The 22118-nt window shown below is 69.5% G+C and carries 27 protein-coding genes, 1 tRNA gene and 2 pseudogenes; 18 read left to right on the plus strand and 12 right to left on the minus strand.

Features of this window, described 5'->3' with window-relative positions; translation table 11 throughout:
* Nucleotides 1-10: 10 nt before the first annotated feature.
* Nucleotides 11-1057 carry a questin oxidase family protein gene (locus tag E1292_RS00545; RefSeq protein ID WP_132590824.1) on the minus strand — a complete coding sequence of 349 codons (1047 nt, stop codon included), beginning with the start codon at nt 1055-1057 and terminating at the stop codon, nt 11-13.
* A gap of 78 nt (nt 1058-1135) precedes the next feature.
* Here E1292_RS00545 and E1292_RS00550 point away from each other — a divergent pair, with 78 nt between their 5' ends.
* The gene (locus tag E1292_RS00550) at nt 1136-1330 is read left to right on the plus strand and encodes a hypothetical protein (RefSeq protein WP_132590826.1); all 195 of its coding nucleotides are present in this window, start codon (nt 1136-1138) and stop codon (nt 1328-1330) included.
* Between the two features lie 193 nt (nt 1331-1523).
* On the opposite strand, the gene E1292_RS00555 is transcribed toward E1292_RS00550, so the two are convergent.
* A complete protein-coding gene (locus tag E1292_RS00555; protein WP_132590828.1) occupies nt 1524-1901 on the minus strand; it encodes a hypothetical protein in 378 nt (125 codons plus the stop codon).
* Nucleotides 1902-2800: 899 nt separating this feature from the next.
* Here E1292_RS00555 and E1292_RS00560 point away from each other — a divergent pair.
* Together E1292_RS00560 and E1292_RS00565 are read left to right on the plus strand one after the other, a co-directional pair.
* On the plus strand, nt 2801-2986 hold the full coding sequence (locus tag E1292_RS00560; RefSeq protein ID WP_132590830.1) for a GNAT family N-acetyltransferase: 186 nt from the start codon (nt 2801-2803) through the stop codon (nt 2984-2986).
* Nucleotides 2987-3065: 79 nt separating this feature from the next.
* Nucleotides 3066-4541, plus strand: coding sequence for a serine/threonine-protein kinase (locus E1292_RS00565; RefSeq protein WP_132590832.1), 1476 nt, complete (start codon nt 3066-3068; stop codon nt 4539-4541).
* A 147-nt stretch (nt 4542-4688) separates the two neighbouring features.
* Here E1292_RS00565 and E1292_RS53315 read toward each other — a convergent pair.
* Nucleotides 4689-4896: pseudogene (locus E1292_RS53315) on the minus strand (hypothetical protein); the annotation flags it as partial.
* A 218-nt stretch (nt 4897-5114) separates the two neighbouring features.
* Entirely contained in the window at nt 5115-5414 is a 300-nt protein-coding gene (locus E1292_RS52445) for a substrate-binding domain-containing protein (protein ID WP_220446597.1), read from the minus strand.
* On the opposite strand from E1292_RS52445, the gene E1292_RS00580 reads away from it, so the two are divergent.
* Together E1292_RS00580 and E1292_RS54740 are read left to right on the plus strand one after the other, a co-directional pair.
* Entirely contained in the window at nt 5324-5767 is a 444-nt protein-coding gene (locus E1292_RS00580) for an aldo/keto reductase (protein ID WP_281283993.1), read from the plus strand. The genes E1292_RS52445 and E1292_RS00580 overlap by 91 nt on opposite strands.
* The gene (locus E1292_RS54740; RefSeq protein WP_281283994.1) at nt 5764-5895 is read left to right on the plus strand and encodes an aldo/keto reductase; all 132 of its coding nucleotides are present in this window, start codon (nt 5764-5766) and stop codon (nt 5893-5895) included. The genes E1292_RS00580 and E1292_RS54740 overlap by 4 nt, the downstream gene beginning before the upstream one ends.
* Before the next feature lie 99 nt (nt 5896-5994).
* On the opposite strand, the gene E1292_RS00585 is transcribed toward E1292_RS54740, so the two are convergent.
* Nucleotides 5995-6231, minus strand: coding sequence for a hypothetical protein (locus E1292_RS00585; protein ID WP_132590834.1), 237 nt, complete (start codon nt 6229-6231; stop codon nt 5995-5997).
* A 216-nt stretch (nt 6232-6447) separates the two neighbouring features.
* Between E1292_RS00585 and E1292_RS00590 the strand changes: the two genes are divergently transcribed.
* Both E1292_RS00590 and E1292_RS00595 read left to right on the plus strand, forming a co-directional pair.
* Nucleotides 6448-9249, plus strand: coding sequence for an AfsR/SARP family transcriptional regulator (locus E1292_RS00590; RefSeq protein WP_165974299.1), 2802 nt, complete (start codon nt 6448-6450; stop codon nt 9247-9249).
* Nucleotides 9165-9650, plus strand: a complete 486-nt coding sequence (locus tag E1292_RS00595; protein WP_132590973.1) for a substrate-binding domain-containing protein — start codon at nt 9165-9167, stop codon at nt 9648-9650. Before E1292_RS00590 ends, E1292_RS00595 begins: the two co-directional genes overlap by 85 nt.
* Here the strand turns inward: E1292_RS00595 and E1292_RS56065 are convergent.
* Nucleotides 9582-9731 (minus strand): annotated as a pseudogene (locus E1292_RS56065) (IS701 family transposase); the annotation flags it as partial. The gene E1292_RS00595 and the pseudogene E1292_RS56065 overlap by 69 nt on opposite strands.
* Between E1292_RS56065 and E1292_RS00605 the strand changes: the two are divergent.
* Nucleotides 9670-9987, plus strand: coding sequence for a hypothetical protein (locus E1292_RS00605; protein WP_246089813.1), 318 nt, complete (start codon nt 9670-9672; stop codon nt 9985-9987). The pseudogene E1292_RS56065 and the gene E1292_RS00605 overlap by 62 nt on opposite strands.
* 148 nt (nt 9988-10135) lie before the next feature.
* Nucleotides 10136-10768, plus strand: coding sequence for a tyrosine-type recombinase/integrase (locus tag E1292_RS00610; RefSeq protein ID WP_246089815.1), 633 nt, complete (start codon nt 10136-10138; stop codon nt 10766-10768).
* 87 nt (nt 10769-10855) lie between these two features.
* On the opposite strand, the gene E1292_RS00615 is transcribed toward E1292_RS00610, so the two are convergent.
* Together E1292_RS00615 and E1292_RS00620 are read right to left on the minus strand one after the other, a co-directional pair.
* A tRNA-Arg gene (locus E1292_RS00615) sits at nt 10856-10928 on the minus strand.
* Nucleotides 10929-10984: 56 nt separating this feature from the next.
* Nucleotides 10985-11530 (minus strand): hypothetical protein, encoded by a 546-nt coding sequence (locus tag E1292_RS00620; RefSeq protein ID WP_132590842.1) that lies wholly within the window; start codon nt 11528-11530, stop codon nt 10985-10987.
* A gap of 134 nt (nt 11531-11664) precedes the next feature.
* Here E1292_RS00620 and E1292_RS00625 point away from each other — a divergent pair, with 134 nt between their 5' ends.
* From E1292_RS00625 to E1292_RS00655, 7 genes are all read left to right on the plus strand, one after another.
* Nucleotides 11665-12801, plus strand: a complete 1137-nt coding sequence (locus E1292_RS00625; protein WP_132590844.1) for a sensor histidine kinase — start codon at nt 11665-11667, stop codon at nt 12799-12801.
* A gap of 28 nt (nt 12802-12829) precedes the next feature.
* Nucleotides 12830-13459 (plus strand): response regulator, encoded by a 630-nt coding sequence (locus E1292_RS00630; protein WP_132590846.1) that lies wholly within the window; start codon nt 12830-12832, stop codon nt 13457-13459.
* 7 nt (nt 13460-13466) lie between these two features.
* Nucleotides 13467-13835, plus strand: coding sequence for a hypothetical protein (locus tag E1292_RS00635; RefSeq protein ID WP_220446589.1), 369 nt, complete (start codon nt 13467-13469; stop codon nt 13833-13835).
* 387 nt (nt 13836-14222) lie between these two features.
* Entirely contained in the window at nt 14223-14516 is a 294-nt protein-coding gene (locus E1292_RS50750) for a hypothetical protein (RefSeq protein WP_165974300.1), read from the plus strand.
* 3 nt (nt 14517-14519) lie between these two features.
* Complete coding sequence (locus tag E1292_RS00645; protein WP_132590848.1) at nt 14520-15251, plus strand: prolipoprotein diacylglyceryl transferase; 732 nt, start codon at nt 14520-14522, stop codon at nt 15249-15251.
* Complete coding sequence (locus E1292_RS00650) at nt 15248-16792, plus strand: radical SAM protein (protein WP_132590850.1); 1545 nt, start codon at nt 15248-15250, stop codon at nt 16790-16792. Before E1292_RS00645 ends, E1292_RS00650 begins: the two co-directional genes overlap by 4 nt.
* Nucleotides 16789-17025, plus strand: coding sequence for a hypothetical protein (locus tag E1292_RS00655; protein WP_132590852.1), 237 nt, complete (start codon nt 16789-16791; stop codon nt 17023-17025). Before E1292_RS00650 ends, E1292_RS00655 begins: the two co-directional genes overlap by 4 nt.
* Nucleotides 17026-17027: 2 nt before the next feature.
* Here E1292_RS00655 and E1292_RS00660 read toward each other — a convergent pair whose 3' ends face one another.
* Nucleotides 17028-17486 carry a MaoC family dehydratase gene (locus E1292_RS00660; RefSeq protein WP_132590854.1) on the minus strand — a complete coding sequence of 153 codons (459 nt, stop codon included), beginning with the start codon at nt 17484-17486 and terminating at the stop codon, nt 17028-17030.
* 274 nt (nt 17487-17760) lie between these two features.
* Between E1292_RS00660 and E1292_RS00665 the strand changes: the two genes are divergently transcribed.
* The gene (locus E1292_RS00665) at nt 17761-18942 is read left to right on the plus strand and encodes an ATP-binding protein (protein WP_132590856.1); all 1182 of its coding nucleotides are present in this window, start codon (nt 17761-17763) and stop codon (nt 18940-18942) included.
* Between the two features lie 103 nt (nt 18943-19045).
* Here E1292_RS00665 and E1292_RS00670 read toward each other — a convergent pair whose 3' ends face one another.
* On the minus strand, nt 19046-19837 hold the full coding sequence (locus E1292_RS00670) for a MauE/DoxX family redox-associated membrane protein (RefSeq protein ID WP_246089817.1): 792 nt from the start codon (nt 19835-19837) through the stop codon (nt 19046-19048).
* A 5-nt stretch (nt 19838-19842) separates the two neighbouring features.
* A complete protein-coding gene (locus E1292_RS00675) occupies nt 19843-20781 on the minus strand; it encodes a hypothetical protein (protein ID WP_132590860.1) in 939 nt (312 codons plus the stop codon).
* A gap of 216 nt (nt 20782-20997) precedes the next feature.
* Between E1292_RS00675 and E1292_RS00680 the strand changes: the two genes are divergently transcribed.
* Nucleotides 20998-21492: a SigE family RNA polymerase sigma factor gene (locus tag E1292_RS00680; RefSeq protein WP_132590862.1), complete on the plus strand. Its 495-nt coding sequence runs from the start codon at nt 20998-21000 to the stop codon at nt 21490-21492.
* Nucleotides 21493-21583: 91 nt separating this feature from the next.
* Here the strand turns inward: E1292_RS00680 and E1292_RS00685 are convergent, their stop codons facing one another.
* Nucleotides 21584-22078: a MarR family winged helix-turn-helix transcriptional regulator gene (locus tag E1292_RS00685; RefSeq protein ID WP_246089819.1), complete on the minus strand. Its 495-nt coding sequence runs from the start codon at nt 22076-22078 to the stop codon at nt 21584-21586.
* Nucleotides 22079-22118 lie beyond the last annotated feature (40 nt).

The raw sequence follows: 22118 nt of genomic DNA on the forward strand, positions 1-22118 counted from the left end.
CGGTTCCGGCTCAGGAGAAGAAGGGTCTGATCAGAGTGGCCGCGCGGACCACCGCAGCGAGGGCATCGGGATCGTCGGTGCGGTGGTAGACGTCCAGGGCCGTGTCGGCGAGCTTGATCACGTGCTCATCCCCGTGCCGGACTGCGAGTTCGAACACCTCCTCCGCCGATCCAGGGACAGCGGGCAGATCACGGCGGGGTGCGGGCTCGGCCGGGGCGTAGGCGGCGGTCACCGCGGCGCCTGCCGCCCACGCCGCATTAAGGCTGGCGCCCCAAACATCGGCAGGCAACGCGGGTAGAGCCCGCAACACGGCCGTCGGGGCCGTCGCGGTGTGGACCAGCATGACGGGGTTGCCGTGCGCGTGAGTGACGTAACGCAGGGTCGCCGCGTCCGCAAGCCTCGTGAGGTGCGCGCGAGCTTGCTCGGCGTCGGCGGCCGGTTCGAGCGCGGCGAGCGCGGAGCCCCACCCGCTGATCCCCGCCAGCTGTTCCAGGCGATGGTTGATGCCCTTGCTCTGGTCCGGCACGCGGGGGACTCCGGCGAAGGCGCGCTCCGGTTCTGCGGTGCCGGACGGCGCGTCGAAGCCCGCGATGGCCTGCCAGCGCGCCGCCCAGTAACCGAGTGCCTGGCCCAGTTCGGCAAGACGCCTCTCGTCCTGCTGCCGCAACAACGCATGGATCGCATGCCCCGTACGAATCACTCCGTGGGTGGCTCCGGCCGCGATACCGGGCAGCAACCGTGGCCACCAGGTTTCCAGTACGGCACGCCACGGCTGCTCCCGCAACTCCCTGTCGAAGTACGTCAGCCAGTCGCCGAGACGGTTCGGATCGCCGAGCGCCTCGCGCCAATCCTCGGCACCGATTGGCGAGATGCCGCGTGGAAGCTCGTCCAGGCGGCCGACGTATGTGTCGAGCCAACGGTGCACTTCACGGCCGTATCCGTGTCTGACCATGGATTCGACCGCCATCGGACCGTGGTTGGACAGCCATCCGTCGAACTCGGGGCCTGTCCTGTGCAGCCGCCCGTACGCTTCTTCCAAAGTCCCGCTGTCATTCATGACAGTGGACGCTAGTGGCGATCGCCGGCACGCACCTCGGTCCCGCGAACTAGCGGCCCTACTGCCTTGGACCTAGGCATGTCCGACCCTTTCGGCGTGCCGCAGCCAGAGCAGGCTCAGTTCTGCTGCCGGCCGGGGTACTTAGCGGTGCTGGCCGGCATCCGCCGGGAGGACAAGCGGCTGAGCCTGCGCCAGGCGCCGGACGGGGCGCCGGCGACCCTGACATGCAAGGTCGCCGGCTGCTACGTCCGGGGCGGCGTGTCGTGGACGTAGCCAGCCGCTCCTCAAGCTTGGCCAGGCGTACCAGGTCCGGCACGGGGGCGCGCAGCTCGGCCACCTCGCCGGCTGGGTCGCTGGCGGTAGATTCCGAGATTGTCCTGACCAACACGAAGGCCCGCTCCAGGTTGCGCCTGGTGGCGGGCCTTGATGCTGCGCGGCCGAGTCGCCGCATGTGGTCGCTGGGCCGTCAGCGCCTGTTCAGCCCTCGCAGCACCGGCAGCCCCGTGCCGGAGTCAAGTACGAGGCGGTCGCCGAGCGGACGGGCGAGCGTGACGGTGGTCGTCGCCGCCTTGAGAATCGCCGGGCAAGGCTCGCCAGCGATGGAGTCCTCCTCGTCTATGTCGACCACCACCAGCTGGTCGGTCTCGTAAGCGCGCGGCCCACGAACGGTGTCGCAGGCGCCGAACCCGTAGCGGCGAAGCAGCTCGTCAGCTTTGCCAGCGACGAGGTCGAACGCCATCACCTCTTCGGTGCCTCCCGGTATCCGCTCGGGACGGGCGGTGACGGCCGAGGGGTCGACCGCCATGTGAACCTTCCTCTGCTCGACTCCCTCGACGGTGAACATCCAGGCGGGCGCCTGGATCGTGCCGCGGCTGCTCTCCAGTGGGACCTCGCCCCGACGTCCGACGCCTCCGCTTGGCTTTCCGGCTACTGACGATCTCCCCTGGGGACGCACTCGACCAGCCCGCTCATCGGGTGCAAGGATCGACGAAGGAGGGCCGCGGCAGTACCCTACTCCGACAACGGGGACGTAGTCGCTGGTCACGGTCGCTGCTTGAAGCGTCCTGAGTGCGGCGAGGACCTGCGGCACGCCTGCCTCTCCACATGGCTCAACGCGGGCGTCTCGCCGAAGCAAGTCGTATGTGAGACGACGACCACTCAAGCCCGTCGTAAACGTGTCCGGGGCAGGGAGGCGCTGATGAAGAAGTGCCTCGTGGGCCGCGATGAGATCGCCAGCTCCTACGCCCCTCCCCACACGGGAAGACATTGGGAAGGACCAGTCGGAGACCCCCGCTCAAACCGAACGCAGCCGGACACCAAGGCGCGATCGAAGACGAGAAAAGCCCTGGTCGTCGCGATGATGACCAGGGCTTTCGCTGTGCGCGGCCGACAGGAGTCGAACCCGTGACCTTCTGATCCGTAGGGAAGGGCAGATGCCTCGTCAGAGGGATCTCGCCCTGCTCAGGTGGTGGTTGCGGGTGCAGGATGATCCTTTGAGGCGGTGTTGCTGCATCGGCTGCTGTACACCACGTCCGTGGACGTGACCCCGAGGCCGACGGAAGAGGGCTCGGCGGCGATCACCCCAGCCGGCGCGAGAACCGAAGTCCGCGATCGTCACGGCCTCAGCCTGGCAGCGATAGGCGTCGTCTCAACCTCCACCGTAAAACCACATCCCGCATCTGCTGGCTCGAAACCCTGCCCTACACCAACCGAGATACTGGACTACTAGGGCCTAGTACTCCAGTGACACATAGCGATCTGAGCTGGGGTTTCTTTCGTTCCACAGCCCTCGTCGAGTACAGCATCTACGTCCATCCAGGCTGCCAGGCGCACGGCGTCGGCAAGGCGCTGCTGTCGGCGTTCATCGCCGGCAGCCAGGACGCGGGCGTGTGGACGATCTGGTCCATGGCCGTCCAGACCGGGTCCTAGCGTTTCGCTAGGGTTTGGTCCTTACCGATCATTGGGGCCGGTAAGGACGTCAGGGTACAGGCAGGGAGTCCCGATCATCATGAGGGGTTCGATGGAGGCCACGTCGGTGCTGGCGGGGCGCTATCGGGTGGATGCGCTGATCGGCAGGGGCGCGGTGGCCGAGGTGTGGAGCGGTCACGACTTGACGCGCGATTGGCCGGTGGCGGTCAAGCTGTTCGCTCCCCAGATGGCGGACCCGGCGATGCGGGCGCGTTTCGCGAGCGAGGCCCGCATCGCGGCCCGCGTGGTGCACACGAACGTGGTGAGCGTGTTCGACGTGGGCGAGCATGACGGGCGCCCGTTCCTGGTCATGGAGCTGCTGTCCGGGCGGAGCCTTGCCGCCGAGATCGCCGAGCGGGGGCCGTTGCCTCCCGAGAAGGTTCGCCATCTCATGGGCCAGGCCGCCGCCGGGCTGGAGGCCGCGCACCGGGCCGACGTGGTGCACCGCGACATCAAGCCCGCCAACCTGCACCTGACCGCGGACGAGCTGCTCAAGGTGGTGGACTTCGGCATCGCCCGCCTGGCCGGAGAGGAGATGAGCAGGCTGACCGCGGCCGGCACCGTGGTCGGCACCGCCGCCTATCTGTCGCCCGAGCAGATCCTGGGGCACGGCGGCGATGCCGGCGCGGACCTGTACGCGCTCGGCTGCGTGTGCTACGAGCTGCTGTGCGGGCGGCCCCCGTTCGTGGGCGTCCCAACCGAGCTGATTTACCAGCATCTCAACCAACCACCGGCGCCGCCACGATCGCTACGGCCGGGGATTCCCGCCGACCTGGAGGCTCTGGTGCTGGCGATGCTGGCCAAAGAGCCCGCCGCTCGCCCTGCGAGCGCGGCACAGGTACGGCACGCCCTTCTCTCCATGGGCTCACGGCGCGCACCGGGCGGCACCGCCGTGCTCGAGGTGCCGGGTCCGGACACCTGGTCTGGACACGACTCGCCCCGTCGGTGGTCCGCTCCGCGCCTCTACCTGGCCTCCGCCGCCTTCGCCGCGCTGGCCGGCGTCCTGGCACTCACGATCCTGACCGACTCGGCCCGCCAAGCCGCCGGCCCGGCGCCCTCCGCGCTCACGGCATCCCCGGTCACCGCGGCCTCGTCCGCGCTCGGCATGTCCCCGTCCGCCACGCCCACCAGCCCACGGCCGTCGTCCACGGCGCGACCTGCCGCATCAGAGGCGCTGGCCTGGCTCGCAGCCTTGGACCGGGCGCTCGCCGCCCACCAGCGGCAGGGCGGCATCGCTCCCGGCGTGGCCCGCGAGCTCCGGACCCGCATTGCAGAGGCGCGCGAGAAGCTCAACGAGGGCAAGATCGGCGAGGCGCGCAGTCGAGTTATGGATCTCGGGACGACGCTCAAGAAGGCGCGCAGAGAAGGCAGACTCGCCGATGGTCCTTTGGTCACGTTCCTGGCCCGCTCCGGCATGCCTCTCCCGCCAATCGACCAACAGCCCGATCATGGCCCTCCCGGCAAAGGTAAACACAAGGGGCACAAAGGGCATAAAAGTTACAAAAGACACAAATAGCGCCACCCTTACACCGCTACGGTGACCGACTGGCATGGCCGGCAGGTAAGCGCCCGTCCCATTGCCGCGCTGACGATCATTGGAGCGAGTACCCGAGCAACAGATGGATGGCCCCACGCCGTTCGACGTGGAGCCATCCCGGCCCTGTTACCTGAAGCGCCGCAGCCGCAGGCTGTTGCTGACCACGAACACGCTGGAGAACGCCATCGCCGCCCCTGCGATCATCGGGTTAGAGCAAGCCGAACGCCGCCAGCGGCAGGGCGGCCACGTTGTAGGCCAAGGCCCAGAACAGATTGCCCTTGATCGTGCCGAGCGTCCTACGGGACAGCCGGATGGCGTCGGCAGCTACCCGCAGGCCGAGATCGGCGAGCGCCTGGGGAGCGTACGCCTGCGGGCCAGGCGAGGAGGGTCGTGACGGCAGGGGCGTCGAGGACGGGGACGGCGGCGTGTTCCGGCCATTGCCATGCGCGGCTGCAAGCGGGGATGACCAGGAGCGTACGCCCGAGAGCGACGAGTTGGGCCAGCTGGGACTGGCTGTGGACCTCCGGCCCCGGGCCGGGCGGGTAGGTGTCGTCATGGCGTTGCCGCGGGCGATGTCATGATCTCAGCGCTGTCGAGACCGGTCATCACGTCGAACGGGGTATGCATGATCGCCATGTCGGCGCGGCCGTCGCGCAGGAGTCTGCGCTGCTCGCCGACCTCGCACAGCACCACGTCGATCTCCGCGGCGCCGGGCCGTGCGGCGTAGGAGTCGAGCAGCTCTTTCAACAACGCGGCGGCACGTGGCCCCCGGGCGACATGACCGTCACGCGCTTCGGCTACGGTGCCATGCAGCTCGCCAGGCCCGGGGTGATGGGTCCGCCCGCGGATCACGACGGTGCCCTCGCCGTCCTCCGCGAGCCGTCGACCTTGGGATCACGCACATCGACACCGCCGACGCGTACGGCCCCCGCGTCACCAACGAGCTCATTCGCGAAGCGCTGCACCCTTATCCCAGCTCGCTGCACGTGCTCACGAAAGTCGGCGCGGTCCGTGACGAGCAGGGCGGATGGCCGCCGGCCCGCGAGCCCGACCAACTGCGCCACGCGATCGACGAGAACCTCGAAGGCCTCGGGCTCGACACGCTGGACCTGGTCCACCTGCGCCTCGGCAACGCCGAGGGGCCCCGGGCGGGTCGCTTGCCCGTGCCTTCGAGACGCTGGTCGAGCTGCAGCAGCAGGGCATGATCCGGCATCTCGGCGTCAGCAACGCGACAGCGGAGCAGGTCACGGAGGCCCAGGCGATCGCGCCGATCGTAAGCGTGCAGGACATGTACAACCTCGCCCACCGCGAGAAGGGCAACGGCGAGGCCTGATATCGCAGCGGCTCCGGAGCGAAGCACCCCTGGCTCCTGCCGTGCGAGCTGCCGCTCCGAAAAGAAAAAGGCCACTTCCCTGAGGGAAGTGGCCCTCACTTACGGCCGCGCGAGAGCATACATCTTCGTGCCACCGACTGTGACCACCGTGCAGTAGTACTCGGGGCCTGCGGAGTTGGCGGCGGCATTGCAGGACTTCGCACCTGCGGTGGTGTACGGGTACCACCGGACGATCACCTCCGCGGAGGCCGGCGCCGGAACGAGGACGGCGACCATCGCGGCGGTGGTGACGGCGGCCGACATGCCCAGCGAGAGACGCCTCACGACAGTCTTCATACGGCGTTCCTTTCGATTCTTGGAGCCTCTCCGGAAAGAAGAAGCGCCCATTTCCTGCGGCTCCGTTAACGGAATTTCGGTCTGATCTTATGAAGAGCACGCCTGATTTCCGCCTGTTTTCCGCAGGCCGCTGACCTACCATGCGACCTTCAGGCAACGGGGCCTCGGCCATAGACTCTTACGGTGTCAGGAGGTGGGACGGGCCGGGAGCCGCAGGTGGGGAGGCAGGACCCCAGGGCGCCGGCGTTCCTGTTCCGCCTCCTCGGGCCCGTCGAGCTGGAGGCGGGCGCCGGGCGGGTCACCTTCCGCGGCAAGCAGGCGGCCCTGCTCACGGCACTGCTGCTGCAGGCCGGGCGGGTGATCTCGACGCAGCGCCTGGCGGAGGCAGTCTGGGACGAGGCGCTGCCCCGCGACCCGGCCTCCCGGATCAGGATGTTGATCTCCGAGGTACGCCGCGCCTGCGCCGCCCTGGGCGTCGATGTGATCGGTACGCAGCGGCCGGGCTACATGTTACGGCTGGGCGCCGGCCGGCTCGACCTCGCCTGCTTCCAGTCACAGGTGTCGCTGGCCCGGGAGGCGATGGCCGGGGGTCGGTTCGAGGAGGCGCTCGCCCTTTATGACGAGGCGCTGAGCTGGTGGCAGGGTCCGCCGCTGGGCGGACTCAGTGGCTCGTTCGCCGAGGCGCAGACCGAGTGGCTGGGCGGGCTGCGGCTCGACGCCCTGGAGGAGCGGCAGTCGGTGCTGCTGGAGCTGGGCAGGGACACCGAGGTCGTCACGGAGGCGCGCGCGCTGGCCGCCGAGGCCCCGCTCAGGGAACGCCCGCACGGGCAGCTCATGTGGGCGCTGCACCGCAGTGGGCGGCGCGGCGAGGCGCTGGAGGTCTACCGACAGTTCCGCACCCGGTTGGTCGAGGAACTGGGCCTGGAGCCCAGTGACGAGCTGCAGCAGGTGCAGCGGCAGATCCTGCGGTCCGACGCGGCCCCGCCACGGCGGCAGGACGGGCCGGCGCCGGAGACGTCCCTGCCCGTGCCCGGTCAGCTTCCAGCCGCGCCCGCCGCGTTCACCCACAGGAGCCGCGAGCTGCGCGAGCTGGACCACGTGGCCTGCGGAGCCGACAGCGTGGGCGTGGCCGTGATCAGCGGGCCCGGCGGCATCGGCAAGACCTGGCTGGCGCTGCACTGGGCGCACACCCGTCGCGACCGTTACCCCGATGGTCAGCTGTACGTGAACCTGCGCGGTTTCGGCAACGTCGAGGAGCAGCTGTCCCCGAGCACCGTACTGCGCCATTTCCTGACGGCGCTGGGCGTGCCGCCCACAATGATCCCCGCGGACCAGGAGGCGCAGGCAGCGCTGTACCGGTCGGTGCTGGCCGAGCGCCGGCTGCTGGTCGTCCTGGACAACGCCAGGGACAGCGCCCAGGTGACACCGCTCATCCCCGGTAGGCCGGGCTGCACGGTGCTGGTGACCAGCCGCAACCGGCTGGTGAGCCTGCACGCCACTCACTCGGCCCGCCTGCTGGAGGTGGGCGCCTTCTCCGATGAGGAGGCCTACCGGATGCTCTCCCACCACGTCGGCCCGCAGACGCTGGCCGCCGACCCCGCCTCCACCGCCGTGCTGCTGGAGCACAGCGGCGGCCTGCCGCTGGCGTTGGGGGTGCTGGCCGCCCGCGCCAGCGCGCAGCCCGCCTTTCCCCTGGCCGTGCTCGCCCAGGAACTCCGCGATCCGGCCACCAGGCTCGACGCGTTGCAGACCGACGACCTGGGCGCGGGCCTGCGCGCGGTGTTCGCCTCTTCGTACGCGGCACTGGACGTGCGGGCCGCCCGGCTGTTCCTGCTGTTGGGGACGGCCCCCGGCCCGGGGATCGGCCTGCCGGGGGCGGCCGCGCTCGCCGGGCTGCCGAGCGCCGAGACCCGCGCGCTGCTGTCCATGCTGGAGACCGCCAACCTGGTCAGACAGCTCTCCCCCGGCCGGTACTGGATGCACGACCTCGTCCGGCTCTACGCCGCCGAGCGGACCGAGGCCGACCTGCCGTCGGAGACGCGGGACCAGGCCCTGGGGCGCCTGGTCGAGACCTACACGGCCATGGCCCGGGCCGCGGACCGGATGCTCTTCCCGCACCGTCCGGCCATCGCGGCTCCTCCCGCGGCGGTGAACGTGCCGGCTTTCGAGGACGCCGCCGCCGCGCTGGCCTGGTTCGAGACCGAGCTGCCGTGCCTGCTGGCCGCGCAGCTCCTGGCCCTGATGCTGGGCCTGGACGTGGCAGTCTGGCAACTCGCCTGGGGCATGAACACCTTTCTGCTGCGCCGCTTTCACAACCGCGAGCGGCTCGCCGCCTGGCAGCTCGCGCTGACGGCGGCGGAACGCCTGGACGATCCGCACACCACCGCCGTCGTCCTCTGGCACACGGGGTACGCCCACGCGGCGCGCGACCGGATCGACGAGGCGGTCGACCACCTGGAGCGGGCGCTGGAGCTGTTCGAACAGGCCGGGGACCGGCTCCTGCTGGCCCAGGTACACCACACGATGGGCTGGATGTGGAGCGTACGCGGGCAGCCGCGACGTGGGCTGGGCCACGCACAAACCGCGCTGCGGCTCCAGCGCGAGGCCGGTGATCCCATCTGGGAGGCAAATGCTCTCGGCGCCGTGGGCTGGATCCGCCTGCAACTCGGCGAGCACGAGGCGGCCCGCGACGCTTGCGAGCAGGCCCTGACGATCTTCCGCCGGCACCGGGACCGCGACGGCGAGGCGGCCACGCTCGACAGTCTGGGCAAGCTCGCCTTCGACCGGGGCGACCACGAGCGCGCGCTGGAGTACTACGGGCAGTGCCTCGACCTGCGTAAGGCCACCGGCAACACCTTCCAGAGCGCCGACACGCTGGTATGCCTAGGCGACGTGCATCAGGCCCTCGGCGACGACGCCGAGGCGCGGGCCGCCTGGCGCGACGCGCTGTGCCTGTACGACTCCCACCATCGCCGGGCCGACAGCGAGCGGGTGCGGGAGCGGCTGGCGAACGCGTGAGGCCTAAGGATCAGCAGGGTGTCATGAAGATCTCGCTCCCCGGCTGCGACGGCCAGGCCATCGGCGTCTATCACGCGGTCCACCAGCTCGGCCTGCGCGTCCCTGACGGTCCCAGTGTGATCGGCTTCGACGACATGCCTTCCGCACGGTGGGCCATCCCGCCGCTGACCACCATCCGCCTGCCCCTGGCCGAGATGGCCGCGTCGGCCACCTCGATGGTGCTGAAGCTAGCCGACGTCGAACGGCTGCCGCAGAACCGCGTCGAACTCGCCGCCGAGCTCGTCGTACGCGAGAGCACCGCGCCCGCCCAGTACTCCAGTGACACATCGCGATCATGGATCGGATCTGCGCTGGTAACGGCAGTGCCGAGCCATGGCTTGGTGGCGTCGGCGCCAGTGTGACCAGCGCAGAACGTCCGTGATGGAGCGGTGCCGGATCAGCACGAGGGCGGCGAGCAGCCGGCAGATCTCGGGCAGGGTCAACCACCGCGTCAGCGATCCAGAAACCGCGACCATGACCCTCGGCGACCTCGACCCGCCCGCGCTCGTCTCCGCGCGGGCCATCGCCGCCGAGACACCCGGCGTCGCGATCGTCGCCGGACAGGACGGCCAGTGGTATCGCGCCCGCTCCTTCTACGTCACCGAAACCACCGCCGACCACGCCGCCCGCACCCACGACCACCTCACCCCCGCCTGGGACGAGATCACCGCCCACGTGCCGGATCCCGTCAACGCCTAATGGGAGCTACCGGCTCTGCTGTTGGGGCAGACTCGGTGCCTGGTAGCCGCTGGTGAATGAGTACTCCCGACGCCTGGATCTCGAGTCCTAGGGTCAGATCGTGCCCTCACCAGTAGGCCAGGGGCCTTGATCGCTGATGGATGCTCCTATGTCGTGTCAAGCGACTGCTAGAAGATCGTTTCCGCGGGCTGTCGGGCTGGTCAGGACCCAGGCCGTCAGGGCGTCCACGATCACGAAGCTGTACCGGGACCTCATGGCCGGCGGCGGGAAGAACGGCCGGCCGCTTTCCTCACGGACGGTCGACTACGTCCATGCCATCCTCCGCAAGGCATTCCGCGACGCGGTGAACGTCGACGAGTTGTTGTCGTCCAGCCCGGTCGACAAGGCCAAGCGTCCCCGCCGCGAGATCAGGGAGCCGGGCACCGTTTGGACCACGGACCAGCTCAAGGCATTCCTCCGCTACTCCCGCGATCACCGTCTCTGGCCCTTCTTCCACCTGGCGGCCTACACCGGTGCACGTCGTGGCGAGCTCCTGATCAAGCGCTACAACGAGACCTACCCGGACCACCCGCTACCGCATGCCCGGCTCCACGATCTGAGGCACATCCATGCGACCACGCTTCTCCTGGCCGGTGTGCCGGTCCACGTCGTAGCGGCCCGCCTCGGCCACGCCGACCCCTCGATCACCCTGAGGGTCTACGCCCAAGTGATCCGCGCGGCGGGAGCCTCGGCCGCGGAGGTCTTCGCGAAGTCGATCAACGACCAGAAAGGCTGGTGTTAGCAACCCTGTTAGCAAGATCGCGAAATTGTCCTGACAAACACGAAGGCCCGCTCCAGGATGTCCCTGGTGGCGGGCCTTTCGACTGTGCGCGGCCGACAGGAGTCGAACCCGTAACCTTCTGATCCGTAGTCAGATGCTCTATCCATTGAGCTACGGCCGCTTGTTGCTAGACCAGCATAGCGGGTTCTTGGGGGTGCCTCGAACCACATCTCGCAATCATGAGCTCGCCGGCTCCGCCTTGCGGGGCCACAGCGTGTAGCTGAGCGGCCAGAGCGCGGCTATCAGCGGTATCTTGAACAGACCTCCCATGAAAGCGACCAGGGCCTCCGTACGCGCCGGGTCGTCGACGAGCCACACCAGGCCGAGCAGCACGACGCAGGCGATCCCGTACGCCAGGACGATGCGCAGCCATATCGCCCATTCGTAACGGGCTCTGGCCATGCCTCCTGCCGGCGGTTTCCAGGGTGGTGGGCCGTCGGCGAAGCGGTGGTGGAAGTGGGCGTCCGCCCAGCGGATGGTGCGGTGGCCGAAGACGATCGAGTAGGCCAGGTACGCCGCCGCCAGCCCGTGCCGGAAGTCGCCCGTGGCGCCGCCGCGCATGTCGATGACGGCCGCCGCCAGGAGGATCACGTCCAGGAGGGGGACGGCGAGCAGGAGGGCGGTGCTCAGCGTGCGGCGGTTCCAGAGGTAGCGGGAGGCCAGTCCGAGGGCCAGCAGGATCCAGAAGCCGATTTCGCAGCCGATGAGGATGGCGACAATCACGTGTTCCAGTGTCCGGCGGGGTGCGGGCCGGCACATCGTCAGCGAAAACGAGCTTGTGGATACATCGAAGGGTGTATCCACAGGCGGTCGCGTAGCAGGAGGGAACCGGGTCCGGAGGGTGGTGGGATGAGGATATGAAACGGGTGGCGTTGGGTGCCGGGCTCGCGTTCGCGACGGGGCTGGTGCTGATCGCGGGCGGGGCGCACTTCCAGCGTGGCCTGCCCGAATGGTGGCTCGCCGGGCCGCTGGCGTTGACCTGCGCGGCAGTGCTGGTGCGGCGGCGGGCGCCGCGGCTGTGCCTGGGTCTGGGGGTGGCGGGCATCGCGGCCGACGTGGCGGTGGGGCCGTCGCTGGGCACGATTCTCGTCTTCACCGACAACCTGTACGCCGCGGCGCTCTACGGGCCGGCCAGGCTGGCCCGGTGGCTGCTGGGCATCAGCGCGGTGCTGGCGGTCGTCGTGGGGGCGGTGACGGGCTTCGTCGAAGGTGACTGGCTGGTGCCGGCCGTCATGGGCATCCAGGCCGGGCTCGTGCTGGTCACTCCCGTCCTCACCGCGATGGTGGTGCGGGAGCAGCGGGATCGGGCAGTGGCCGAGCGGGAGCGGGCCGAGCAGGTGGCGCATCTCGCCGAGCTCGATCGGCAGGCGGCGGTGGCGGCCGAACGCACCCGGATGGCTCGCGAGCTGCACGACATGATCGCCAACCATTTCAGCGCCATCGCCATCCAGTCCACGGCCGCGCTCTCGCGCAAGGACCTCGATCGGGCGACGGTGCGGAAAATCATGGAGTCCGTACGGGAGAACAGCCTGCAGGGCATGGCCGAGATGCGGGCGATGATCGGGCTGCTGCGGCACGAGGGCGATGATGCGGAGGAGGTGACCCGGCCGCGGCTGGCCGATGCGGAGAGCCTGGTCGACAGGGCCAGGCGGGCGGGCATGGAGGCGGAGTTCCGGGTCGAGGGCGAGCCGCGCGAGGTGCCGGCGGCCGTCGATCTGGCCGGCTACCGCATCCTGCAGGAGGCGCTGACCAACGCGCTCAAGCACGGCGACTCGCTGGTGGAGGTGGTCGTGTCCTACGGCCCCGAGCAGGTGACGTTGACGGTCGACAACCCGGTCCAGGGGAGCGACGCGCGGCTGCCGGGGGCCGGGGCGGGGCTGATCGGGATGCGGGAGCGGGCGTCCCTGGTGGAGGGCTCCTTCGAGGCGGGTCCCCAGGGGGACGGATGGCGGGTGGCCGCGGTGCTCCCCGCGGCTCCCGGTGAGAAGTCGTGAATGAAGGTGACGTGGTGGAGGTGCATGGGTGAGCATCAGGGTGCTGGTGGCCGACGATCATGCGGCGGTCAGGGCCGGGATCGTGCTGATCCTCGACGGCGTGGACGACATCGAGGTGGTCGGTGAGGCGGCCGACGGGGAGCAGGCCGTGGCGATGGCCAGGGAGTTGCGTCCGCACGTGGTGTTGATGGACGTACGCATGCCCCGGCTCGACGGCATCTCCGCCGCCAGGGAACTGTCGGGGGTGTGTGATGTGCTGATCCTGACGACGTTCGATGTGGACGAGTACGTTTTCGGGGCGCTGCGGGCCGGGGCTGCCGGCTTCCTGCTGAAGAACACCGACGCCGATGCGCTGGTCGAGGCGGTCCGGCTGGTGGCGCGGGGCGACGGGCTCATCTCGCCCGGTGTCACGCGGAGATTGATCGCCGCTTTCGCGGAGCAAGCGCCGCGCAGGGAGCCGCGTCCCGGCCCGGAGGGTCTGACGCCGCGGGAGCGGGAGGTGCTGGCCTGCATCGGGCGGGGCCTGTCCAACGCCGAGATCGCCAGAGAGCTCGACATGGCGGAGGCCACGACGAAGACGCACGTCAGCCGGGTGCTGAACAAACTGGGCCTGAAGAGTCGCGTGCAGGCGGCGATTTATTACTCAGAGGGGGCATAAAGCGTGGATGACCACGCCTCCGCCGACCGGGCCGCCGACCGGGCCGCCCTCCGGGCCGCCGTCTGGGCCGCCGTCCGGGCCGCCGCCTCCTCGCCGGACCGGGCTGGTCGTGGGGCTGGCGTTCGCCGGGGTGTTCGGCTATCTGCTCGTCAACGTGGCCGTGGGGTTGGTCGCCGTGTCCGTGGGGTCGACGGCGGCCTTCGGGGTCGCGGCGGGAGTCCTTGCGGTGGTGGGTCTCGGGCTGGGCACCGCATTCGTGCTGCTGCGCAAGCCGTGGTCGCGAGGGCTGGGGCTGGGGTTGATGATCGGGTGGGCGCTGGCGTCGATCGTGTCGGCCGGTTACTGTACGGGGCTCAATCCCGAGTTGTACGCGTAGGCGGCGCCTGTTGGCCAATGTCAACCGGTTCCTCCTAGTCTGATCCCGACTAGGAGGTGAGCGTCAGTGGGGACGCCGGGTGATGAGGGGCCGGAGCAGGGGTGGGTACCACCGCAGGGGCCTCCGTCTCAGGGGCCTCCATCTGAGGGGTCTTCGCCTCAAGGGCCAACCTCTCATGGGCCTCCGCCCCAAGGACCTCCCTCTCAAGGGAGCCCGTCCCAAGGGCCACCGCCGTACGGATCGTCGCCATACGGACCACCGCCTGAAGGCCCACCCCAAGGCCCACCTCAAGGCTCGTACCAAGGGCCGCCCCAAGGACAACCGCCCTACCAGCACCTCCCGTACGGCCCTCCGCCGCCGCCCCCGTCGGGAGGCGCCTCCGCCGGTGTGCTGATCGCGTTCATGTTCGTCGGCCTGACCGTCTACAGCGTCATCAACGCGGTCCTCGGGTTCGCCGTCTTCTTGGCCGCCATGGAAGCCGACGGTGGCTCCACCCCGTACGTGATCGTCGGCGCGGCCGTGCTCGCCCTGGTCGGATTGGGTGCGGGCATCGGGTTGTGCCTGGTCCGCGGCAAGGTCTGGGCGAGAGGCACCGGCCTCGGGCTGATGATCGGGTGGGCGCTCTGGTCGATCCTGACCGCCGGCATCTGCACGGGGCTCAACCCCAGCGTGTACGGCTGAAGCATGCCTTATCACGAGATCTTCGTCGGCCTCGGCGTCCTGGTGGCCTCCGCGGTCTTCGTGTGGGAGGCGAGAAGGCGTGGGGCGTTCAACGAGCAGTCGTTGATCGCTGTCGCCGGGGCTCTGGTGGGCGGCGCCATCGGGATGCGCCTGGCGGGCTGGCTGGAGACGCTCGACCTCGAGGACCTCTGGCTGTACGGTTCCCGCAGCGTTCTCGGCGGCCTGACGGGCGCGTACGTGGGCGTCCTGGTGGCCAAGAAGCTCATCGGTTACAAGGAGCGCACCGGTGACCTGTTCGCCCCGGCGGTGGCGCTGGGGATGGCGGTCGGTCGGATCGGCTGTCATCTGACGGAGGCTCCGGGCCGGCCGACCGATCTGCCGTGGGGCGTGCACGCCCCGCCGACCACCCCTGAGTGTCCCGGCTGTCTCACCGGCCAGGCGATGCACCCGTCGTTCGTCTACGAGATCGTCTTCCAGCTCGCCGCGTTCGCCGTGCTGCTCTGGGCCCGCAGGCGGCTGGCCCGGCCGGGGGAGTTGTTCACCCTCTACGTCGCCGCGTACGCCGTCTTCCGTTTCCTCGTCGAGTTCACCAGGGCCAACGAGACGGTCTGGCTGGATCTGACCAGGCCGCAGTGGTTCCTGGTCCCGGGCGTGCTGCTGTTGTCCCTCAGGCTCGGGTACGGCTGGCGGCGCGGCTACTACGATTCCCTCTTCGAACGGAAGGTCCTGCCATGAGCACAGGGATGGGGCTGCGGGGCGACCGCATTCTCAGGTACGTCAATGCGTTCTGCCCGAGTTGTCACGGCCGCGACCTCGATCGGGTGGAGCGGCTGAGCGGCTATCTGGCCGAGCGTGACGGCAAGGTCTGGCTGGAACGCGGATGCCGCGAACACGGATTTATCCGGACTCTGTACGACGAAGACCCGGAAATCTTGGCGTACCTCGAAGAATGGACCGCTCCCACCAAGCAGCACATGCCGGATGTGTCGGGGAACTTTCGTCAGGTCCCCGAGGCGTACCTCCACGGCCTCCCCGAGATGCAGACCCAGCACACCTGCATCCTCCTCGAAGACATCGCGGAAGCCTGCAACCTGCGCTGTCCCACCTGCTTCGCCGACAGCTCGCCCGACCTGACCGGCATCGTCCCCGTCCCCGACATCCTCGCGAACGTCGACCAGCGCCTCGGGCGCGAGAACGGCAAGCTCGACGTCCTCATGCTGAGCGGCGGCGAGCCGACCCTCCACCCCGAGCTCGGCACCCTCCTGGCCGAGCTGGTCGACCGCCCGGTCACCCGCATCCTGATCAACACCAACGGCGTCCTCGTCGCCAGGGACGACGCCCTGCTCGACCTGCTCGCCGAGCACAGGGAGCGCGTCGAGGTCTACCTCCAGTACGACGGCTCGGCCGAGGCCTCGAAACACCACAGGGGCGGCGACCTCACCCGCATCAAGGCGCAGGCCCTCCAGCGCCTGTCCGAACGCGAGATCTTCACCACCCTCGTCATGACGGCCGCGCTCGGCGTCAACGACGGCGAGATCGGCGACGTCGTACGCCTGGCCCTCGACACCCCGTACGTCGGAGGCGTGTCACTGCAGCCCCAGTTCGGCTCCGGCAGGTCGGGCACCATCGACCCGGACGACCGGCTCACCCACACCGGCGTGCTCAGCCGCCTGGGCCCGCAGACCGGCGGCCTGGTCACCTGGCGCGACCTGACCGCGCTGCCCTGTTCACACCCGCACTGCTGCTCGGTCGGCTACCTCATCCGCGACGACGCCCGCGAGTGGCGCTCGCTGACGGCGCTGATGGGTCACGACCGGCTCAAGGAGAACCTCGGCCTGGTCTCCAACCGCATCGCCGACACCGAGATCCCGCGCGAGCTGCGGCTGGCCGTACAGGAGTCCCTGCTCGGACTGCTGTCGGAGCAGTCGTCGCTCTCGCACCCGCAGATCGGCGACCTGTGGCGCGACATCTGCGAGAACTGCGACCTCGGCGTCTCCACCCTCCTCACCCTGGCGTCGTCGGCACTGCCGGGCCGGCGCAGGAAGTTGCGCAGGATGATGGGGGAGCGGATCGTGCGCATCACCGTCAAACCGTTCATGGACATCTCGACCATGATCGAGGAGCGGCTCACGCAGTGCTGCGTGCACGTGGGGACGCGTGCCGAGCAGGACCAGTGCGCGCCGTTCTGCGCCGTGCAGGCCTGGCCGCAGTTGTCGCGGCAGCGGTTGTCCGCGGTGGCCGCGCGGCCCAGCGTCCCGTTCGAGGTGGTGTCGTGAACAAGGAGCCGTACGATCCGCTGCGGTTGTGCGTGTACGCGACCGTGGCGCTGCTGGCCTGGCTGCTCGGGCCGTGGGCGGTGCTCGGGTTCGCGGTGCTGGGGTTCGCCGGTTACTGGAGGGCGCGGCGAGCCGGGCTGACCCGGAGCAAGTGCCTGCTCAGGGACACCCGGCTCGTGCTGGCCTACCTCGCCCTCATCGGCGTGGCGGCACTCGCGGCGATCATCCTCTGACGCTATTGGGCGGGTACGTACAGGCTGAGGGTCTCGGCGACGCAGGCCGGGCGCTTCTCGCCCTCGATCTCGATCGTCATCTTCAGGTTGGACAGGTAGCCGGCCGGCGTGCCCTTGACGTCGGTGAGCTCGCCGGTGGCCCTGATGCGCGCGCCGACGAGCACCGGCCTGGGGAAGCGGACCTTGTTGAGGCCGTAGTTGACGCCCATGGCGATGCCCTCGACCTTGACCATCTCGAACATGAACGACGGGAGCAGCGACAGGCTCAGGTAGCCGTGGGCGATCGTGCCGCCGAACGGGCCCTCCTTGGCGCGCTCCACGTCCACGTGGATCCACTGGTGGTCATGGGTGGCGTCGGCGAAGAGGTTGACCTGGTCCTGGGTCACCGTCTGCCACTCGGTCGGGCCGAAGGTCTCGCCGACGGCCGCCTTGAGCTCCTGTACATTCGCGAAGGTCCGCATGGTCCCGAACGCTATTGCGCGGGTGGCGCGGCTGCCAAGTTCGCCGCCTTCAGCGGGACACGTCGAGCTGTTGCGAAGATCTTTACTCGAAACCATCGCATAGATGTTCGAGTCCGCGCTACAGTCTTAGGTACCGCAATCGAACAAGGGTTCGGCCTGGTGAGAGGGGGTGTGTCCGATGACGGTGCTCGCGCTGGCCCCTGTCCGGACACGCCGTAGCACTTTCTTCCCAAATCTAAGACGGCCGCTATATCCGGCAATAGAGTCCGAGAGCGTGGACCCTGTGCGCAACCCCTATGCCCCCGGCGCCGGGCAGCGTCCGCCGGAGCTCGCCGGGCGCGATCGAGAGCTGCAGCAGTTCGAGGTCGTGCTGGAGCGAGTCGCCCGTGGGCGGCCCGAGCGCAGCATGGTCGTCACCGGCCTGCGGGGGGTCGGCAAGACCGTTCTGCTCAACACGTTCAAGTCCATGGCCATGCAGCGGTTGTGGGGCACGGGCAAGATCGAGGCCCGGCCCGACCAGTCGATCAGGCGGCCGGTCGCGGCCGCCCTGCACATGGCGATCCGCGAGCTGGCTCCGCGTCACCGCGCGCCCGAGCGCATCGAGGAGTTCCTCGGGGTGCTCAAGGCGTTCGCCATGCGCGATCCGGCCGCGGCCAAAGGCACCTCTCACTGGTCGCCCGGCATCGAGGTGCCCGCCAGCCGCGGGCGCGCCGACTCCGGCGACCTGGAGATCGACCTCACCGAGCTGTTCGTCGACGCCGCCGGCGTGGCCACCGACCTGGCGGTGGGCATCGCGCTGTTCATCGACGAGATGCAGGACGTGCAGCCCGCCGACGTCTCCGCGCTCTGCGCCGCCTGCCACGAGCTGTCGCAGTCGGGCGGGCCGCTGATCGTGGTGGGCGCCGGGCTGCCGCACCTGCCGAGCGTGCTGTCGGCCAGCAAGAGCTATTCCGAGCGGCTCTTCCGCTACGCGCGCATCGACAAGCTCGACCGCGACGCCGCCGACATGGCGCTGATCCTGCCGGCGCGCGAGGAAGAGGTGGAGTTCACCCAGGAGGCGCTCGACGCCCTCTACGAAGCCGCCGACGGTTATCCCTACTTCGTCCAGGCCTACGGCAAGGTCGCCTGGGATCTCGCGCCGCGCAGCCCGATCACCATCGAAGACGTCAAGGTCTCCGCTCCGGAGGCCGAGGAGGAGCTCGCCGTCGGGTTCTTCGGCAGCCGCTACGAGCGGGCCACCCCGGCCGAGCGCGACTACATGCACGCCATGGCGCAGATCGGCGACGAGCCGGTCGCGACCGCCGAGGTGGCCGACGCCCTCGGGCGCAAGCCGTCCAGCCTCTCGCCCGCCCGCGACAGCCTCATCAAGAAAGGGCTCATCTACAGCGCCGAGCGCGGCCTGATCGCGTTCACGGTGCCGCACTTCGGGAAGTACCTGCGCGCTCAGCCCGTCTGAGCGGCGCCCCTAGACCTCTATTGGGCTGTCTAGTGGGGAAGCTAGACAGCCCAATAGAGCTATATCGGCCTGCCTGTCGAGCGGAATCTAATGGTTTCTAGCGTCAGGCCGATACTGGCGTATATTCCGTCAGAGACTCGCTGCCCTCCGAGCCGACCACGGCCATCCGCACCGCCGGGCGCCGGCCGCTGAGATAGACGGCGAAGACGACGTCGTCGTGGTCGTGGTTCTGGAAGGCGAAGAAACGCCAGCACAGCTCGCGCCAGCTGTCGTACGGCTCGAGCGACGTGAGCCCCTCCCGGTGGGCGCGCCAGGCGCCACTCGACCTGAGCCGGGCCAGCGTCGCCGACTCCGACGGGCCGCGCCGCTGCTCGCACGGGGCACGGAAGCGGGCGCGTTCGATCAGCTCGGCGGTCTCCGGCGACAACACGAGCAGCAGGGCCACCCCCGCGGCCGTGAGCCACGACGGGTGCAACACGGCCACCCACCCGGGCACCGGCGCCAGCACCGACATCCCGGCCATCCCGGTCAACACCACGGTCCGGCCGATCGAACGCACCCCGACCGGCGCCGAGCTCACCTCGCCGAAGCAGCCGCACCCCGCGTCCGGCCGCCGCCTGCGCAACTCCAGCAGCACGTACGTGGACATCGCGAAGAAGGCGACCGTTGCCCACCTGAAGATCGCATGGCCGGTCGCCAGCAGACCCGCGGCCAGCACCAGCTCGCCGGCCGCGCACACCAGCAGCGCCGGAACCCGCAAACGCCCCGGCACCAGGACCGCCGGCCCCAGCCTGGACAGCGCGCCCGGCTCACCCCCCGAGCGCACCGTGATCACCTTGGCCATGGTGCCCAGGACGAGCAGCACGACCAGCAGCGGGAGCTGCGATTCCCACACGTGCGTCACCCCAATCCGATCTGAGCGTTGAAGCACCCCTTGACCAGGTCACCGCCGAGCTCCACGTAGGAGAACGGCGACAACTCGACGATCCGCCCGCGCGGCGAGGTGTCGCACTCGACGCACCGGTCGCAGAACCGCCCGGCCAGACACCCGCACGCCACCACCGGCACGTCGGCGGCGCGCTTGGAGCACACGTTCGTCACCCGGAGCAGCGACCCGACCGACAGGTACGGCAGCCCGGCACACGACACCCCCGCCTGGGCGCAGCCGGTGTCGGCCCGCTCCAGCATCGGGTAGGCCGCGCCCCGCTCCTCCTCGTCGAACGTGTCGGACCAGGTGGCGGTGCCCGAGATGCCGGCCGCCATCCCCGCGTGCACGGGCGGCGGCGAGGGCACGGCCCGCGCCAGGTAAGGAGGTTGCGAGGTCGCGGGGAGCAGCGCCAGGCTCCCGCCGTCCTGCCTGATCCCGATGGCGTCGAACAGGTAACCGGGCTCGAATTTGGGATGCCGTACCTGCAGCCGTCCTGAAGCCCGGTAGGGGATGGTGATCGTCCGGTGGCCGCGGTGCGGCCCGCAGTCGAGCTCGACCGCTAGGTCCCTGCGTCCCTCGATCGACAGGATCATTCCCGTGATGCGCGTGGCGTCGGCCCAGATCCGCTCGACCACCCGCCCGTCGCGTAAGGCCCGCATCATGACCATGGCGCCCACGGGAAGGTCGGTGGGCGCCGCGTCCCCGCCGTGCCACGCGGTGGCCCACGGCGCGATCACGAGCCGTTCCTCGGTGCCGTCGGGGGTCTCGATGATGATCAGATGCGGGCTGACGTCCAGAATCTCGCCGGCGACGGCGCGTAAAGGGTCCGCGTTGTCCGGAGCGGGATCCGATTCGCGGCCCAGTACGGCGGCGGCGAGCACCCGGCGGCGCTCAACGCTCGGATACCCCATGCGCCCTCCCTCGTCGGCTACTAGATTCACACGACTTGGGGGTGGCTTACACCGTACCGGGGCAGACAAGAGCAAAATACGCAACCCCGGGGAAGTGACTAGACACCCGGCGGCGTACAAACCGCCACCGACCTTGACGGACCTTTGTCGTGGGCGGGCCGAAACCTGAATTCCGGTTCAGGCCCAATAGGGCATCGGGCTGCGATTCTGGCCACGATGCAGACCACCGGCTGGGAAGACGAGTTCCGCGAGTACGTGCAGGCCCGCGGGCCTGCGCTGCTGCGTGCCGCCCACCAGCTCACCGGGCACCCGCTGGACGCCGAGGACCTGCTGCAGAACGCGCTGACCAAGACGTACCTGGCCTGGGATCGCATCGAGGACCGGGGCGCGCTCGACGGCTACGTGCGGCGGGCCATGGTGAACATCAACATCTCGCAGTGGCGGCGCCGCAAGCTGGAGGAATATCCGTCGGCCGACCTGCCCGAGACGACCACGTCCGAGGCGGTGGGCGGCGGCGAGGTGCACGAGCAGCTCGAACAGGCGCTGGAGGAACTGCCCGAGCGGATGCGGGCGGCGATCGTGCTGCGCTACTACGAGGACATGACGGAGCCGGAGATCGCCAGGACGCTGGGGATCAGCGTCGGAACGGTCAAGAGCACGGTGTCGCGGGCGATGGCCAAGCTGAGGAGCGCGCTACTGCCGTCACGATGAGGCGCGCGCTTCCGCGTACGTCGGCATCAGGATGAGGCCTGCGCACTCGCGTACGTCGGGATGAGGCCCGCACCTTCGCGTACGTTCGAGATCAGGATGTGGCCCGTGCTTCCGCGTCCGTCTCGACCGCGCCGGCGGTGGCGCAGGGGCGTACGACGTCTCTGATCTTGCGCAGGCTGCCCAGGAACGCCTCCAACTCGGACATGCTCAGCAGCCCGGTGAGGCAGTCGTCGATGTCCTGCAGGTGTTGCGGCAGCACGGTCTCCAGCCGCTCGCGCCCGGCGTCGGTCAGCACCGCGTAGGAGGCCCTGCGGTCGGTGGGGCACGCCTCGCGGCGCACCAGCCCTTCGCGTTCGAGCCGGTCGACGACCCTGGTCACGCCGCTGGTGGACAGTCCGGTCTGGGCGGCGAGATCGCTCATCCGCAGCCGCTGCCAGGGCGAGCGGGCCAGCCGGATGACGGTCTCGAAGTCGATCTCGGACAACCCCGCCGCGGTCAGCACGGGCTGGAACCGGGCCATCAGACCGGCGTACGCCTCGCTCAGGAGTCCGATGGCCGTCAGCCGTGGGTCGTCGAAGTTCAGCACACTCAACAGCTTAGCCGACGACAGTTGACGGACGGAATTT

The sequence above is a fragment of the Nonomuraea deserti genome (assembly GCF_004348685.1).
Lineage (GTDB): Bacteria > Actinomycetota > Actinomycetes > Streptosporangiales > Streptosporangiaceae > Nonomuraea > Nonomuraea deserti.